Annotated in this window: 13 protein-coding genes; all 13 read right to left on the bottom strand. The window is 71.6% G+C overall.

Annotated features, from left to right (window positions below; all coding sequences use genetic code 11):
- Positions 1 to 127: 127 nt before the first annotated feature.
- Positions 128 to 742 (bottom strand): hypothetical protein, encoded by a 615-nt coding sequence (locus tag SCAB_RS12880; protein WP_013000501.1) that lies wholly within the window; start codon positions 740 to 742, stop codon positions 128 to 130.
- A gap of 35 nt (positions 743 to 777) precedes the next feature.
- Positions 778 to 1,353 (bottom strand): GNAT family N-acetyltransferase, encoded by a 576-nt coding sequence (locus SCAB_RS12885; RefSeq protein WP_013000502.1) that lies wholly within the window; start codon positions 1,351 to 1,353, stop codon positions 778 to 780.
- On the bottom strand, positions 1,331 to 3,568 hold the full coding sequence (locus SCAB_RS12890; protein WP_037724745.1) for an MMPL family transporter: 2,238 nt from the start codon (positions 3,566 to 3,568) through the stop codon (positions 1,331 to 1,333). Before SCAB_RS12890 ends, SCAB_RS12885 begins: the two co-directional genes overlap by 23 nt.
- Positions 3,569 to 3,792: 224 nt before the next feature.
- Positions 3,793 to 5,307 (bottom strand): Asp-tRNA(Asn)/Glu-tRNA(Gln) amidotransferase subunit GatB, encoded by a 1,515-nt coding sequence (gene gatB, locus SCAB_RS12895; RefSeq protein ID WP_013000504.1) that lies wholly within the window; start codon positions 5,305 to 5,307, stop codon positions 3,793 to 3,795.
- Positions 5,308 to 5,322: 15 nt separating this feature from the next.
- A complete protein-coding gene (locus SCAB_RS12900; protein WP_013000505.1) occupies positions 5,323 to 5,565 on the bottom strand; it encodes a hypothetical protein in 243 nt (80 codons plus the stop codon).
- Complete coding sequence (gatA, locus tag SCAB_RS12905) at positions 5,562 to 7,058, bottom strand: Asp-tRNA(Asn)/Glu-tRNA(Gln) amidotransferase subunit GatA (RefSeq protein ID WP_013000506.1); 1,497 nt, start codon at positions 7,056 to 7,058, stop codon at positions 5,562 to 5,564. The genes SCAB_RS12900 and gatA overlap by 4 nt, the downstream gene beginning before the upstream one ends.
- Positions 7,059 to 7,065: 7 nt before the next feature.
- Positions 7,066 to 7,362: an Asp-tRNA(Asn)/Glu-tRNA(Gln) amidotransferase subunit GatC gene (gatC, locus tag SCAB_RS12910; protein WP_013000507.1), complete on the bottom strand. Its 297-nt coding sequence runs from the start codon at positions 7,360 to 7,362 to the stop codon at positions 7,066 to 7,068.
- A 307-nt stretch (positions 7,363 to 7,669) separates the two neighbouring features.
- Complete coding sequence (locus SCAB_RS12915) at positions 7,670 to 10,033, bottom strand: putative bifunctional diguanylate cyclase/phosphodiesterase (RefSeq protein ID WP_013000508.1); 2,364 nt, start codon at positions 10,031 to 10,033, stop codon at positions 7,670 to 7,672.
- A gap of 226 nt (positions 10,034 to 10,259) precedes the next feature.
- Positions 10,260 to 12,479, bottom strand: coding sequence for an NAD-dependent DNA ligase LigA (gene ligA / locus SCAB_RS12920; RefSeq protein WP_013000509.1), 2,220 nt, complete (start codon positions 12,477 to 12,479; stop codon positions 10,260 to 10,262).
- A 15-nt stretch (positions 12,480 to 12,494) separates the two neighbouring features.
- A complete protein-coding gene (locus tag SCAB_RS12925; protein ID WP_013000510.1) occupies positions 12,495 to 13,505 on the bottom strand; it encodes a methionine synthase in 1,011 nt (336 codons plus the stop codon).
- A gap of 231 nt (positions 13,506 to 13,736) precedes the next feature.
- On the bottom strand, positions 13,737 to 14,426 hold the full coding sequence (locus SCAB_RS12930; protein WP_078580104.1) for an SDR family oxidoreductase: 690 nt from the start codon (positions 14,424 to 14,426) through the stop codon (positions 13,737 to 13,739).
- 39 nt (positions 14,427 to 14,465) lie between these two features.
- Positions 14,466 to 15,005 carry an LOG family protein gene (locus tag SCAB_RS12935; RefSeq protein ID WP_013000512.1) on the bottom strand — a complete coding sequence of 180 codons (540 nt, stop codon included), beginning with the start codon at positions 15,003 to 15,005 and terminating at the stop codon, positions 14,466 to 14,468.
- A gap of 9 nt (positions 15,006 to 15,014) precedes the next feature.
- On the bottom strand, positions 15,015 to 15,788 hold the full coding sequence (locus tag SCAB_RS12940; protein WP_041669141.1) for a class I SAM-dependent methyltransferase: 774 nt from the start codon (positions 15,786 to 15,788) through the stop codon (positions 15,015 to 15,017).
- Positions 15,789 to 15,887: the final 99 nt, after the last annotated feature.

The following is a 15,887-nucleotide window of genomic DNA, read 5'->3' on the forward strand; positions in this document are numbered from 1 at the left end:
TCTCCCAGGCGGGGCGGCCACATCGGGAGAGTTCCGCATCTTGGACGCGCGAGGGGCCTTAGGTCCGTCATAGGGATGCCTACGACGGGCCTAAGGCCCCTCAGAAACCGTTCCGCCGCGGCGGGCGTCAGGTGCTCGGCAGCGCCAGCAGCAGGTCGGAGTACTTCAGGGCGGCGAGCACCAGCCCGATGAAGCCGACCGAGACACCGGCCCAGGCCACCGACTTGATCCACGGCGCCTGCACCTGGTCGGGGTCCCCGAACGCGGGACGCACCAGCACGGCGACGCCGACGATCAAGGCGACCAGCGCGAACACGCCGCCCCACAGGGCGGAAGCGTGCCAGGCGTCTCCGTAGACCGCCTGGAGCTGTGTGGCGACGGTGGCGTTCGACGCGGCCTGCATCTCCAGCTGGCCGGTGATCTCCTCGCGCGCGGAGGCGACCGTGCCGACCCAGCCGCCGGTCAGCGACACCAGGCCCAGCACCACGGACACGATGCCGGCGGCACCCTGCCCCACACCCGGCGTCGCCCTGGCGGCGGCCGGCGGGAACGCGTCGTCGAACTCTCCGGCCTCGTCGGAGCCGTCGGCCTCGACCGTGTCGCCGGCGTCCGTCGCGGCCGTGCGGTCCTGCTCCTTCGCCGCGTCGTCCTCGGTGACGTCGGCGGTCTTCACCGGCGCGTCGTCGTTCGTGGCCTCGGCGCCCGTGCCGGCACCGGTCTCGTCAACTGTTGTGGTTCCCATACCTCGCACCGTACGAATGTTGTCTGAGAGCTTTCTTAATGATCGCTGTGAGCCTCGCGATCACGTGCCGCGCGCCATTCGGGCGCCAGGACGGACCATATCTCCACGTCGTGCCGGACCCCCCGATGGGGATACCTCTCCCGCTGCACACCGTCCCTGACCATGCCGAGCCGCCGTGCCACGTTCAGGCTCGGCGTGTTGCCCGACGCGGCGATCCACTCGACGCGGTGGATCGCGCGGACGTCGACGGCCCAGTCGATGAGGACGCGCATCGCGCGGGTGACGAGCCCGCGTCCGGTGCCGGCGGGCTCCAGCCAGCAGCCGACCTCGCAGTTGGCGTTCTCCGCGTCGAAGTTGAGGAAGAGGACCCCGCCGACGAGCGTGCCGTCGAGCCAGATGCCGTGCAGGGAGCCGGTGTCGGCGGCGCGCATGTCGGCGTACCGCTGGAGGACGGCACGCGCGCCGTCGGTGTCCGTGGCGCTCTGGCCGAAGGGGACGTAGGTGTTGATGAAGTCCCGCCCCCGCTCCAGGTGCGTGAGGAACTCCTCGGCGTGCCAGGGTTCCAGCGGCCGCAGTGCGGCCCCGTCGTCACCCAGGGATATCGCGTACATCCTTCGGCCGCTCCTGTTCCCGTTCCAGCTCTTCCACCACGACGTCCGCGAGCCTCTCATGGGCGGCACGGGATTCGGGCGGTTCGATGCTGATCCGGGGCATGCGCCGGTCGAGCCAGCGGGGCAGCCACCAGTTGGCGCCGCCGAGCAGGTGCATGAGGGCGGGGACGAGGAGGGTGCGCAGGACGAAGGCGTCCAGGGCGACGGCGGCGGCCAGCGCGATGCCGAACATCGCGATCACCCGGTCGCCGCTGAGGACGAAGGCGAGGAAGACGGAGATCATGATGACCGCCGCGGAGTTGATCACCCGGCTGGTCTCGGCGAGGCCCACCCGGACGGCGCGGCGGTTGTCGCCGGTCTCCAGCCATTCCTCGTACATCCGGCTGACCAGGAAGACCTGGTAGTCCATGGAGAGCCCGAAGAGGACCGACACCATGATCACGGGGAGGAAGGGCTCGATCGGCCCGGCGCGGCCGAGGCCCAGCAGTTCGCTGCCCCAGCCCCACTGGAAGATCGCGACGACGACGCCGAACGCCGAGGCGACGGCGGCCACGTTCATCGCGGCGGCCTTGAGCGGTATCCCGATGGACCGGAAGGCGAGCAGGAGCAGCAGACAGCCGAGGCCGATGACGACGCCCACGAACAGCGGCAGCTTGCCGACGATGACGTCCGCGAAGTCGTCGTACCCGGCGGTCACCCCGCCGACGTGCAGATCGAGCGTGGTGCCGGTCTCGGCGCGTGGCAGTACCTCGTCGCGCAGCCGTTCGACCAGCGCACTGGTCTTCGCGGACTGCGGGGAGGAGTCGGGGACGACGGTGAGGTACGCGGTGTCGCCGCCGGTGTTGTACGTCACCGGGGTGACGGCCGAGACGCCCTCGGTGGCCCGGAGCGTGGTGTCGAGGTTGTCGAGCGCGAGCTTGTCGGCGGCGCCGTCGACCTTGGTGACGAGGGTGAGCGGGCCGTTGACGCCCGGGCCGAAGCCCTCGGCGAGGAGGTCGTAGGCCTGGCGGGTGGTCGTCGTGGCGGGGTCGTTGCCCTGGTCGGAGGTGCCGAGGCGCAGGCCGAGGGTGGGCAGGGCGAGCAGGGTCATGACGACCAGGGCGATCGCGCCGAGCTTCTTGGGGTGCCGTTCGACGAAGGCGGACCAGCGGGCGGCGAAGCCGGTGGGCAGTTCGGGCTCGGGGCCGTGCTCGGCGAGGCGGCGGCGCTCGCGGCGGCTGAGCGCGCGCATGCCGATGAACGACAGCAGGGCCGGCAGCAGCGTCACGGAGGCGGCGACGGTGAGGACCACGGTGAGCGAGGCGGCTATCGCCACGCCGTTGAGGAAGCCGAGCCGCAGGATGAGCATGCCCAGCAGGGCTATGCAGACCGTGGCACCGGCGAAGACGACGGCCCGCCCGGTGGTCGCGACCGCGTTCCGCGCGGCCTCCTCGACGGGCAGACCCCGTTTCAGACCGCGGCGGTGCCGGGTCACGATGAACAGCGCGTAGTCGATGCCCACGCCGAGGCCGATCAGGGTGCCCAGCATGGGCGCGAAGTCGGCGACCGTCATGGCGTGCCCGAGCAGCGTGATCCCCGCGTAGGCGGTGCCCACGCTGACCAGGGCGGTCGCGATCGGCAGCAGGCTGGCGGCGGGCGAGCCGAACGCCAGGAAGAGGACCACGGCGGCGACGAGGACCCCGACGATCTCGGCGAGATGCCCGCCGGAGGTCTCGGTGAGTCCGATCGAGGTGCCGCCCAGCTCCACCTGGAGCCCGTCGCCGTCCACGGCCTTCGCGGCGTCGACGACGGCCTCGGCCTGCGCCTTGTCCACGTCCTCGGCCGGCCGGTCGAAGGTGACGGTGGCGTACGCCGTACGGCCGTCCGCGCTGATCCGGCCGCCGTCGGCGCCGTCGTACGGGTCGGTGACGGCGGCGACGCCTGGCAGGACGGCGATGTGGTCGAGGGTCCGGGTCATCGTCTGCTCGACGGCGGCGGCCCATACGGACCCCTTGTCCGTGTGCCAGACGACGGTGGCGCTGTCGCCGCTGACGCCGGGGAAGCCCTCGTTCAGCAGGTCGGTGGCGCGGCTGGACTCGGTTCCGGGGGTCCCGTAGTCGTTGGAGTACGCGGCTCCCGCCACGGCGGCTCCGGCGGCCGTGCCCGCGAAGGCGAGAAGCCACAGAAGGACGGCGACAAGACGGTGCCGGACACACCAGCGCGCAAGGGCTGCCACGGATCGTGCTCCTGAAGGGGGAGGCATGAGCGATTCCCGGCAACTGTTGCACCACAATGTGATCGTTTGGCCCCTTTGAGGGTCTCCTCACACCGGATGGGAGCCACCTCACAGGACAGACGGCGCCACTCTGTCACCCCGTGCCACTGTCGTGCGCATGCCCGAGGGCGGCCCATCGCCGTGATGTGCCGCCCTCGGGGATACGCGGTGGACCCGCCGTGCGTTCAGCCCTCGGTGACGCCCAGCTTCTCCAGGATCAGCTCCTTGACGCGGGCCGCGTCGGCCTGGCCGCGGGTGGCCTTCATGACCGCGCCCACCAGGGCACCGGCCGCGGCGACCTTGCCGGAGCGGATCTTGTCGGCGATGCCCGGGTTGCCGGCGATGGCCTCGTCGACGGCGGCACCCAGGGCGCCCTCGTCGGAGACGACCTTCAGACCGCGCTGGTCGACGACCTCGTCCGGGGTGCCTTCGCCCGCGAGGACGCCCTCGATGACCTGCCGGGCCAGCTTGTCGTTCAGGTCGCCCTTGGTGACCAGCTCGGTGACCCGGGCGACCTGCTCCGGCGTGATGGCCAGCTCGTCCAGCGCGCTGCCGGACTCGTTGGCGCTGCGGGCCAGCTCGCCCATCCACCACTTGCGGGCGGAGGCGGCATCGGCCCCGGCCTCGATGGTGGCGACGATGAGGTCCAGGGCGCCGGCGTTGAGGATCGCCTGCATCTCGGTGCCGGAGATGCCCCACTCCGCGAGGAGCCGGCTGCGGCGGACCAGCGGCAGCTCGGGCAGCCCGGCCCGGATCTCCTCGACCCACGCGCGCGAGGGGGCCACCGGAACGAGGTCCGGCTCGGGGAAGTACCGGTAGTCCTCGGCCTCCTCCTTCACGCGGCCCGAGGTCGTGGACCCCGTGTCCTCGTGGAAGTGCCGGGTCTCCTGGATGATCGTCCCGCCGTCGTTCAGGACGGCCGCGTGCCGCTGGATCTCGAAGCGCGCGGCACGCTCGACGGACCGCAGCGAGTTCACGTTCTTCGTCTCGGAACGCGTGCCGAACTTCTCTCGGCCGTGCGGGCGCAGCGACAGGTTCACGTCGCAGCGCATCTGGCCCATCTCCATGCGGGCCTCCGAGACGCCGAGCGCCTTGATGACCTCGCGCAGCTCACGGACGTACGCCTTGGCGACCTCGGGAGCCCGCACCCCCGCACCCTCGATCGGCTTGGTGACGATCTCGATGAGCGGGATGCCGGCGCGGTTGTAGTCGAGCAGCGAGTGCGAGGCGCCGTGGATACGGCCCGTAGCACCGCCGACGTGCGTCGACTTGCCGGTGTCCTCCTCCATGTGGGCGCGCTCGATCTCCACACGGAAGGTCTCCCCGTCCTCCAGCTGGACGTCGAGGTAGCCGTTGAAGGCGATCGGCTCGTCGTACTGGGAGGTCTGGAAGTTCTTCGGCATGTCCGGATAGAAGTAGTTCTTCCGGGCGAAACGGCACCACTCGGCGATCTCGCAGTTCAGCGCGAGACCAATCTTGATCGCCGACTCGACGCCGATCGCGTTGACGACCGGGAGCGCGCCGGGCAGGCCGAGGCAGGTGGGGCAGGTCTGCGTGTTGGCGTCCTGACCGAGTTCGGTCGAACAGCCGCAGAACATCTTCGTCTTGGTGCCGAGTTCGACATGGACCTCGAGGCCCATGACGGGGTCGTACGACGCCAGCGCGTCCTCGTACGACACCAGGTCGGTCGTGGTGGTCACGGTCTTACTTCCCTCTCAGCCCAGCAGGACGTCGTCGTCGCCCAGCCGCTTCAGTTCGCGGTAGAGGACGGCGAGGCCGGTGACGATGCCGATGGCGGCCACGGACGCGTCGATCAGCCGCAGCGTGTCCTGCTCGGCGCGAGCCTTCCTGATCCGCTTGGCGATGCCCCACGCGCCGAAGGCGGTGGTGGCGATGGACACGTACGTACCGGACTTGGACTTCTGGAAGTCCTTGGCCTTGGACAGTGTCTTGCTCACAGCGACGGAGCCTCCTCGAGAAGCGGGTGCCCCCACTTTTCCACGAAGGCGGCCTCGACGGCGGCGCCGACCTTGTAAAGACGGTCGTCCTTCAGCGCCGGAGCGATGATCTGCAGCCCGACCGGGAGCCCGTCCTCCGGCGCGAGGCCGCAGGGCAGGGACATCGCGGCGTTGCCCGCGAGGTTGGTCGGGATGGTGCAGAGGTCGGCCAGGTACATCGCCATCGGGTCGTCGGCGCGCTCGCCGATCGGGAAGGCGGTGGTGGGCGTGGTCGGCGAGACGATGACGTCGACCTGCTCGAACGACTTCTCGAAGTCCCGCGTGATGAGCGTACGGACCTTCTGGGCGCTGCCGTAGTACGCGTCGTAGTAGCCGGAGCTGAGCGCGTACGTGCCGAGCATGATGCGGCGCTTGACCTCGGGGCCGAAGCCCGCCTCGCGGGTGAGGGAGGTGACCGTCTCGGCGGAGTTCGAGCCGTCGTCGCCGGTCCGCAGGCCGTAGCGCAGCCCGTCGAAGCGGGCGAGGTTGCTCGAACACTCGCTCGGCGCGATCAGGTAGTACGCGGCCAGCGCCAGGTCGAACGACGGGCAGTCCAGCTCGACGATCTCGGCGCCCAGCTCCTTCAGCAGTTCGACGGACTCGTCGAACCGCTGCACCACACCGGCCTGGTAGCCCTCGCCGCGGAACTGCTTGACGACACCCACGCGCATCCCGGCGACACTGCCGTTGCGGGCGGCCTCGACGACCGGCGGGACCGGGGCGTCGATGGACGTGGAGTCGAGCGGGTCGTGACCGGCGATGACCTCGTGCAGCAGCGCCGCGTCCAGGACCGTACGGGCGCAGGGTCCGCCCTGGTCGAGGGAGGAGGAGAAGGCGACCATGCCGTAGCGGGAGACCGCGCCGTACGTCGGCTTGACGCCGACCGTGCCGGTGACGGCGGCCGGCTGACGGATGGAGCCGCCGGTGTCGGTGCCGATGGCGAGGGGTGCCTGGTAGGAGGCGAGGGAGGCGGAGGAACCGCCGCCGGAGCCGCCGGGGATGCGGGTGAGGTCCCAGGGGTTGCCGGTCGGGCCGTAGGCGCTGTTCTCCGTCGACGACCCCATGGCGAACTCGTCCATGTTGGTCTTGCCGAGGATCACGACGTCGGCGTCCTTGAGCCGCTTGGTGAGCGTGGCGTCGTACGGCGGGATCCAGCCCTCCAGGATCTTCGAGCCCACGGTGGTCGGGATGCCGACCGTGGTGAAGATGTCCTTGAGCGCGAGCGGGACACCGGCGAGCGGGCCGAGCTTCTCGCCCCTGGCCTTCTTCTCGTCGACGGCGCGGGCCTGGGCGAGGGCGCCCTCGCGGTCGACGTGCAGGAAGGCGTGCACCTTCTCGTCGACGGCCTCGATCCGGGCCAGGTGGGCCTCGGTGACCTGCACGGCGGTGAGTTCACCGGCGGCGATCTTCGCGGCGATCTCCGCCGCGGTGAGCTTGATGATGCTGTCGGTCATGACGTGATCAGTCCTCCCCCAGGATCTGCGGCACCTTGAAACGCTGCTGCTCCTGGGCCGGGGCGGCGGCGAGCGCCTGCTCGGGGGTGAGCGACGGACGGACCTCGTCCGCGCGCATGACGTTCGTCAGCGGCAGCGGGTGCGAGGTCGGTGGTACATCTTGGTCGGCGACCTCACTGACGCGGGCGACCGCGCCGATGATGTCGTCCAGCTGACCCGCGAAGTGTTCGAGCTCTTCGGGCTTCAGCTCCAGACGCGCCAGCCGGGCGAGGTGGGCGACCTCCTCGCGCGTAATGCCAGGCATGCAGCGATCCTCTGGGGTGAGTGTGTGTGGTTTGGCGCCAATCCTAGGGGGCGCGGGGCGCTTGCCGCGCCGCTGGGCCGGGCGCCTCGTGGCTCGGGGGTACTCGTGCGTCGGCGAGTGCGGGTGCATGGGGCTTCTCGCGCAGTTCCCCGCGCCCCTGGAAGACCAGGCCCTGCGGGCCTGAGAGGCGACGGGGCCGCGGGCCTGAAAAGCTCGGGGCGCAGCCCCGGCTTTTCAGGGGCGCGGGGAACTGCGCGGGAAGCCCCACCGGGCCGGCAGCCGCCCACGCACCCGCACCCCCGAGCCGTCAGGCGCCGTCATCCGCTGCCGCAGGCAACGCCGCGGCCGGCCGCTGCCACCCCCGGGACCCCCGCGCCCGCAGCCAGGCCGTGGCCTCCTCCGGAGGCATCGCGGCGGCGACCAGCCACCCCTGGACCGCGTCGCACCCGAGATCCCGCAGCCGCTCCCACGTCTCGTCGTCCTCGACGCCCTCCGCGACGACGAGCAGCCCCAGCGAATGCGCCAGATCGACCGTGCAGCGCACGATCTCCGCGTCCTCGTTGTCGATCGCCAGCCGGGCCACGAACGACCGGTCGATCTTCAGTTCGCTCACCGGCAGCCGCCGCAGATGCACCAGGGACGAGTACCCGGTGCCGAAGTCGTCCAGCGACATCTTCACCCCGTGCCCGGTCAGCCCGGCGAGGGTGTCCGCGGCACGCTGGGGGTCCTCCAGCAGCACGTGTTCCGTTATCTCCAGCTGCAACGCCCCGGCGGGCACCCCGTGCCGGGCGAGCCGCGCGGCCACCGCGCCGGCGAAGCCGGGGGTGTGGACGTCGCGCGGGGACACGTTCACCGCCACCGGTACGTGCAGCCCCTGCGCCCGCCACCGTGCCACCTGCCCCAGCGCGGTCTCCAGCACGTACTCCGTCAGATGCGGCATCAGCCCGGAGGACTCGGCGATCGCTATGAACTCGTCCGGCGGCACCTTGCCGCGCTCGGGATGCACCCACCGCACCAGCGCCTCCAGGCCGGCGACCTGTCCGTCGAAGCGGACCTTCGGCTGGTAGTGCAGCTCGACCTCGCGCGCGTCGAGCGCGCGTCGCAGGTCGCCCAGCAGACCGAGCCGGTCCGGGGTGTTCGAGTCCCGCTTGGACTCGTAGACCTCGACGCCCGTACGGTCCCGCTTCGCCTGGTACATCGCCACGTCCGCCCGCCTCAGCAGCCCCTCCGCGTCGAGCGCGTGGTCGGGGAAGACGGCGAGCCCGGCACTGGCCTCCAGGACGAGGGTGAGCCCGTCGAGGTCGAGCGGTGAGCCGAGCGCGGCGACGAGGTTGCGGGCGACCCGCGACGCGGACGTCGTGGAGTCGGCGACGGGCAGCAGGACGGCGAACTCGTCGCCGCCGAGCCGCGCGGCCTCCGCTCCGCGGGGCAGGGCGGCCCGGAGCCGGTCCGCTATCTGCAACAGCAGCCGGTCGCCCGCGAGATGCCCGAGCGTGTCGTTGACGGACCGGAAGCGGTCGAGGTCGATCAGCATCAGCGCCGACCGCGCCCCGATGCGTTCGGCGTCGTCCAGCGCGGTCCAGGTCCGCTCCAGCAGCCACTGCCGGTTCGGCAGGCCGGTGAGCGGGTCGCGCAGCTGTTCCTCGGCGCGGGCGCGCGCTATCCACAGGGTGGAGTCGAGCGCGATGAGGGGAATGGCGAAGAGCGGCAGCAGCAGCGGCTTGGCCAGGGCGACGACACAGACGAGGGGCGCGATGCCCAGCAGCGCGACGGCGACGAGCCCCTGTCTGACCAGGGCCGTCCGCGCGACGGTGGGCAGTCCGCCGCGCGGTGCGGCCAGGTGCCAGAGCAGCACACGGCTGACCACGAGATAGGCGACGGCGACCAGGGCCACCTGGGGCGCCGAGTAGAGGTTCCAGCTGTCCGGGTCCCAGGGCCGCTCCACCGACGGGACGCGGCCGAAGACCCGCAGGACGAGCGCGCCGGCGCCGATGCCCAGGATGTCGACCGCGCCGTGCAGGACGCCCTGGCGCCAGCGGCCCCGGCGGGCGATGCCGACGAGGACGACGACGGTGAGGCTGACCATCCCGGCGGCCACCCAGCCGTACAGCAGCAGGACGGCGAGGGTGAGTGCGGCGCCGGAGCCGGTGCCGCCCCACCAGCGGGCGCGGCCCATGGCGACGAGGTGGCCGACGATGATGCCGGTCAGGAGGGCGAGGGACCAGCCGACCGTGCCGGCCGGGAAGAGGGCGTGCGGCCCGGCGAACGCCCGGTAGAAACCGGCGCCGAGAACGGCGCCGGCGAGGCCCACGATCACGGCGGGCAGCGCGGGCCACGTCAGGTGCCGGTCGGCGTCGTGGCCCGGCAGTCCGTGTCCGCGGCCCCCGGCGAGCGCGCCGGTGACGACGGGTGCCCCGCCCGGGCCGGCGGTGGTGCCGGAGGTGAGCTGGGCCGGACCGGGGACGAGGGAGCCGGGTGCGTTCGCGCCCGCACGCCCCGGCGGCCATGCCGTGCGGGTCCCGGACCCCACCACCGTCCGTCCGGAGGCGTCCTCCCGGCTTCCCCCGGACGGGCGTCCCCCCGTGAGCAGGAAGCGCCCCCGTCGCCAGGCCCCGGACACCCGGCGCAGGCGCAGCCGTGAGTCCGGGGCGACGCTCTCGGTCGGTTCCATACCCGTCCCTCTCACAGCCGGCGGTGCCCACGCCACGCGGCCCGTTGCTCCCGACGACCTCAACGGCACCGCGTCCACAAACCCGCCACGCGTCCGGGCACGGCAGGCGCACACGTCAACAGTAGGCCGCACAAGGCTTTCACGGGCAGCGGTCGGCGTCGGTTGCCCGAATGCGACCGGGCACCCGTATGCATCTGGTATGCGCCGAACGGGTGGCCTTCAACCCCTACTCCTCGATCGGGAGCGCGACTTCCGCCGCCGCGTCCGGGCCCTGTTCGAGCAGCACGGCGAAGCCGTCCTCGTTCAGGACGGGCACCTTGAGCTGCATCGCCTTGTCGTGCTTGGAGCCCGGGTTCTCGCCCACCACGACGAACGAGGTCTTCTTCGACACCGAGCCGGTCACCTTGGCGCCCCGGTTCTGCAGCGCCTCCTTGGCCCCGTCGCGTGTGTGGTGTTCGAGTGTGCCGGTCACCACGACCGTCAGCCCTTCGAGGGGCCTGGGTCCCTCGTCCTCGCCGGCTCCCCTGTCCTCCAGGGGGACACCGGCCGCCTTCCACTTACGGATGATCTCGCGGTGCCATTCCTCGGCGAACCACTCCTCCAGGGCCTTCGCGACGATGGCGCCCACGCCGTCGACCGCCGTGAGCTCCTCCTGCGTGGCCTGCTCGATCCGGTCGATCGAGCGGAACTCGCGGGCCAGGGCCTGGGCGGCGACCGGTCCGACGTGACGGATGGAGAGCCCGTTGAGGAAGCGGGCGAGGGGACGGCTCTTGGCCTCCTCGATCTTCTGCAGCAGTGCGAGGGTGTTCTTCTTGGGCTCGCCCTTCTGGTTGGCGAAGACCGTGACGACCTTCGGCTCGCCCGTCTTCGGGTCGTGCTTGGGCAGACCGCTGTCCGCGTCCAGGACGTACGCCTTGATGGGGAGCAGTTTCTCCACCGTGAGGTCGAAGAGGTCGCCCTCGTCGACCAGGGGCGGGTCGGCGGGCTCCAGCGGCCGGGTGAGGGCCGCGGCGGCCACCCCGCCGAAGTGCTCGATGTCCAGGCACTCCCGGCCCGCCAGATACGAGACGCGCTCTCTCAACTGGGCGGGGCAGCTGCGGGCGTTGGGGCACCGCAGATCGATGTCGCCCTCCTTCATCGGGCGCAGCGGCGTCCCGCACTCGGGACACTCTGTCGGCATCACGAACGGGCGCGTCTCGTTCTCGTCGCGCAGGTCCACGACCGGGCCGAGGATCTCGGGGATGACGTCACCGGCCTTGCGGATGACGACCGTGTCCCCGATGAGCACGTTCTTGGCCTTGACGACCTCCTGGTTGTGGAGGGTGGCGAACTCGACCTCCGAGCCGGCCACGGTGACCGGCTCGACCTGGGCGTACGGCGTGACCCGGCCGGTGCGGCCGACGCCCACCTTGATGTCGATGAGCTTGGTGTTGACCTCTTCCGGCGCGTACTTGTACGCGATGGCCCAGCGGGGAGCGCGCGCCGTCGAGCCGAGCCGGCCCTGCAGCCGGATCTCGTCCAGCTTGACGACCGCGCCGTCGATCTCGTGCGCCACGGAGTGACGGTTCTCGCCGTAATAGGCGATGAACTCCCGTACGCCGTCGAGGTCGTCGACGACCCGGTTGTGCTCGGCGGTGGGCAGGCCCCAGGACCTGAGGAGGTCGTAGGCCTCGGAGAGGCGGGTGAAGCCGCCGTCGAAGCCCTCCAGGGCGCCGATGCCGTGGACCACCATGTGCAGCGGCAGAGTGGCCGTGACCTTGGGGTCCTTCTGGCGCAGCGAACCCGAGGCGGAGTTGCGGGGGTTGGCGTACGGCTTCTCGCCCGCCGCCACCCGGCGTTCGTTGAGACCCTGGAACGCCTCCATCGGGAAGTAGACCTCGCCGCGGATCTCGACGAGCCGCGGGACGCGGTCGCCCTTCAGCCGGTGCGGGATCTCCGCGATCGTCCTGACGTTGGGCGTGATGTCCTCGCCGGTCCGGCCGGTGCCGCGGGTGGCGGCCCGGGTGAGCCTGCCGTCCTCGTAGGTCAGGTTCACCGCGAGCCCGTCGATCTTCAGCTCGCACAACAGGTGGTAGTCGGTGGTGCCGACGTCCTTGGCGACGCGCTCGGCCCAGGCCGCGAGCCCTTCGTCGTCGAAGACGTTGTCGAGGGAGAGCATGCGCTCGCGGTGCTCCACCTCGGCGAGGTCCGTCTCGTACTCGACGGCGACCTTCTGCGTCGGCGAGTCCGGGGTGCGCAGCTCGCCGTACTCGTCCTCCAACGCCTCCAGGGTGCGCAGGAGTTCGTCGAACTCCGCGTCGCTGACGACGGGGGCGTCCTTCACGTAGTACCGGAAGCGGTGCTCCTCGATCTGTTCGGCGAGCCGCGCGTGCTTCTCGCGTGCCTCGGCGGGCACCGCCGCCTCGGCGGGCACCGATGTGGGCTGTGCGTCCTTGTCGCCGGCCACCGTGTCGTCCTCCCGTTACTCTGGGTTGTCCGCGAGGGATCTCGCCGCCTTGACGCACTGCGCGAGCGCCGCGCGCGCGTACGCCGGGGAGACCCCCGCGAGCCCGCACGTCGGAGTGAGCGTGACCGCGTCCGCGAGAAGCCCCGGATGCAGCCCCAGCCTGCGCCACAGCGTCCTGACACCCATGACGCTACCGGCAGGGTCCGACAATGCCCCCTCCGTGGTCGGCACGACACCGGCCAGCAGCTTGGTTCCGCCCTCGACCGCTTCACCGATCGCATCGTCGTCACGCTCGGTGAGCAGCGTGAAGTCGAAGGAGATCCCGGCGGCGCCCACGCGGCGCAGGAGCGCGAACGGGACGTCGGGGGCGCACGAGTGCACGATCACCGCGCCCTGTGCGGCGTCGACGACGTTCCGCAGGGTGGCCTCGACGAGTTGACGGTCGACGGCACGGTGGGTGCGGTAGCCGCTGGCGCTCCTGACCTGGCCGCGCAGGACGGCGATCAGGGAGGGTTCGTCGAGCTGGAGGACGAGTTGGGCTCCCGGAGCGCGTCGCCGCAGCTCGGCGAGGTGCTGGCGCAGGCCCTCGGCGAGGGAGCCGGCGAGGTCGCGGCAGGCGCCGGGGTCGGAGAGGGCCACCTCGCCGTTCCTCAGTTCCAGGGCGGCGGCGAGGGTCCAGGGGCCGACGGCCTGGACCTTCAGCGGGCCGGTGTACTCCTGGGTGAACTCCTCCAGGGCGTCCAGGTCCTCGCCCAGCCACGAGCGGGCCCGCCGGGTGTCGCGGCCCGGGCGGTCGCCGAGTCGCCAGCCGCTGGGTTCCACGCGCGCGTACAGCTCGACCAGCATCCCCGCGGTTCTGCCGATCATGTCGGCGCCGGGGCCCCGGGCGGGGAGTTCGGGGAGGTGTGCCATGCCTGTCTCCGGCCACTCGAAGGTGCCGGTGACGGTCTTGGCGGCTTCTCGGGCGTCCCCGCCGGGCATGGACCCCACGCCCGTGGCGGGCCCGAAACTGATGTCTTCGCTCACGCCCCGAAGCCTACGGTTCCCTTCGGGGTGCTTGGTCGGGTGCCGGCCGGTGAGGGCTTCTCGCGCAGTTCCCCGCGCCCCTGAAGACATCGGGCCCCTGCGGGCCTGAAAGCCAACCGCCCTGCGGGCCCGAAAGCACGGGCGCAGCCCCGGCTCTTCAGGGGCGCGGGGAACTGCGCGGCCAGCCCCCACCGGACCCGCACCCGACCACGCCCCCACCCGGCAGCGCCCTCAGGCTCCCGGGCGGACCGTCAGGTCGTTCACCTCCGCGTCGCGGGGCAGGTCCAGGGCCATGAGAATCGTCGTGGCGACCGACTCGGGGGCGATCCAGCGGGACGGGTCGTACTCCTTGCCCTCCTGCTGGTGCACCTTCGCCTGCATGGGGCTGGCGGTGCGCCCGGGGTAGACCGTGGTCACCCGCACCCCGTTGCCGTGCTCCTCCCACCGCAGGGAGTCCGCCAGCGCCTTGAGCCCGTGCTTGGACGCGGCGTACGCCGACCAGTCCGCGTGCGCGTTCAGTCCCGCGCCGGAGTTGACGAAGAGCACGTGGCCGCGGGCGGCCCGGAGCTGGGGCAGGAAGTGGCGGGTCAGTTCGGCGGGGGCGACGAGATTGACGTTGAGCTGGTGGCGCCAGGTCTTGGGGGTCAGCTCGCCGACCGGGCCGAGGTCGACCACGCCCGCGATGTGCAGCAGCGAGTCCACCCGGTCCGGCAGGCTCTGGTGGGAGAAGGCCCAGGAGATCTTGTCCGGGTCCGCCAGATCGCCGACCAGCGTCCGCGCCCCCGGGAACTGTGCGGCCAGTTCCTTCGCGCGTCCGGCGTCGCGCGCGTGCAGCACGAGTTCGTCCCCGCGCTCGTGCAGCCGTCGGGCGACGACCGCCCCGATGCCGGAACCCGCCCCGGTGATCACATGAGTAGCCATGCGGTCATGCTCGCATCACCGGAGCGGCGACGGGAAACGTCAGGCGACGCCCCGGCTCTCCTCCAGGTACGCCAGCGCCCCGACCGGCTCCTCGGCGAAGAAGACCAGGTCGGTGAGCGGGCGGGGCAGGAAGCCCTCGTCCTCCATGCGCCGGAACTGCTCCTTCAGGCCGTCGTAGAAGCCGGCGGTGTTGAGCAGGACGACCGGCATCTCGGTGTGGCCGTGCTTCTTCAGCTCCAGGATCTCGGTCGCCTCGTCGAGGGTGCCGGTCCCGCCGACCATGACGACGACCGCGTCGGCCTTCTCCAGCAGCAGCCGCTTGCGCTCGGCGAGGTCCCGCGCGACCACCATCTCGTCCGTGTTCGGCCGCGCCTTGGCCGACAGGAACTCGACGGAGACGCCCAGCAGTCGGCCGCCCGCCTCCTGCACGCCGTCGGCGACCACCTTCATCAGCCCGACGTCCGAGCCGCCCCACACCAGGGTGTGCCCGCCCTTGCCGATGAGCGTGGCGAACTCCTTCGCGGGGCGGGTGTAGCGGTCGTCGAGGTCGGCGGCGGAGAGGAAGACGCAGATGTTCATGGGTCCACGTTAGGGGGCGGCGCCGTCCTCGGGGGCCGCTCGTCCGCCGGTCTCCCCGGCGAGCGTCGCGCGGATCCTGGACTGCCGGTGCGGCAGGTCCTCCCAGTCGTCCATCAGCCGGGCGGACAGGCCGTGGGTGCGCGCCAGTTCGACGAGGGTCTCGGTGCGGTAGTAGAAGTCCTCGTGCAGCACCTGGTGTTCGGCGCCTTCGGTGCGGCCGAAGGTGAAGTCGAAGCAGCCGCCGGGGGCGAGGACGCGGCCGACGTGCGCGAGGCACTGCTCGATGACGTGCGGCGGCGAGTGGGAGAACACGCTGTGCGCGTGGACGACGTCGAAGTGGCCGGCGGGCAGGAAGGCGAACGTGAGGTCGGCGACGAGCGCGAGATGGGGGAGCTTGGACTGCAGGCCCTCCCGCGCGAGGGTGCGCTGGGCCTCCATGAGGATGGCCGGCGAGATGTCGATGCCGTAGTAGTTCCCGGTGTCCAGGTGGTCGATGAACAGGCGCCCGGCCCGCAGGTTCCCGCAGCCGATCTCCAGCATCCGGTGCCCGGGCTCCAGACCGTGCCGCAGGAGGTAGTCGAACTGCATCCGGCCGATGCGTTCCCACTTCTCGACGGACGGGTTGTGCCCGACGGCCGCCTCGGGGCTGCGTGACGTGTCGGCGGCCATGACGGCCCGGTAGTAGGAGATGTGGTCGCGGTGCTTGAGCTGGAGCCAGGTGTCCCGCGCGACCCGTCGGGCGTGCGCGGGCACGCGCCGGGGGTGGCGCAGGGCGTACCGCATCCGGTGGCCGAGACTCCGCCGGTTCCGCGACACGTCCCGGAGCGGATCACGGGACCCGTCGTGCGACGGATCGCGAGGCGCTTCCCGGGGCGGGTCACC

This window comes from Streptomyces scabiei 87.22, from assembly GCF_000091305.1.
Classification (GTDB): Bacteria; Actinomycetota; Actinomycetes; order Streptomycetales; family Streptomycetaceae; genus Streptomyces; species Streptomyces scabiei.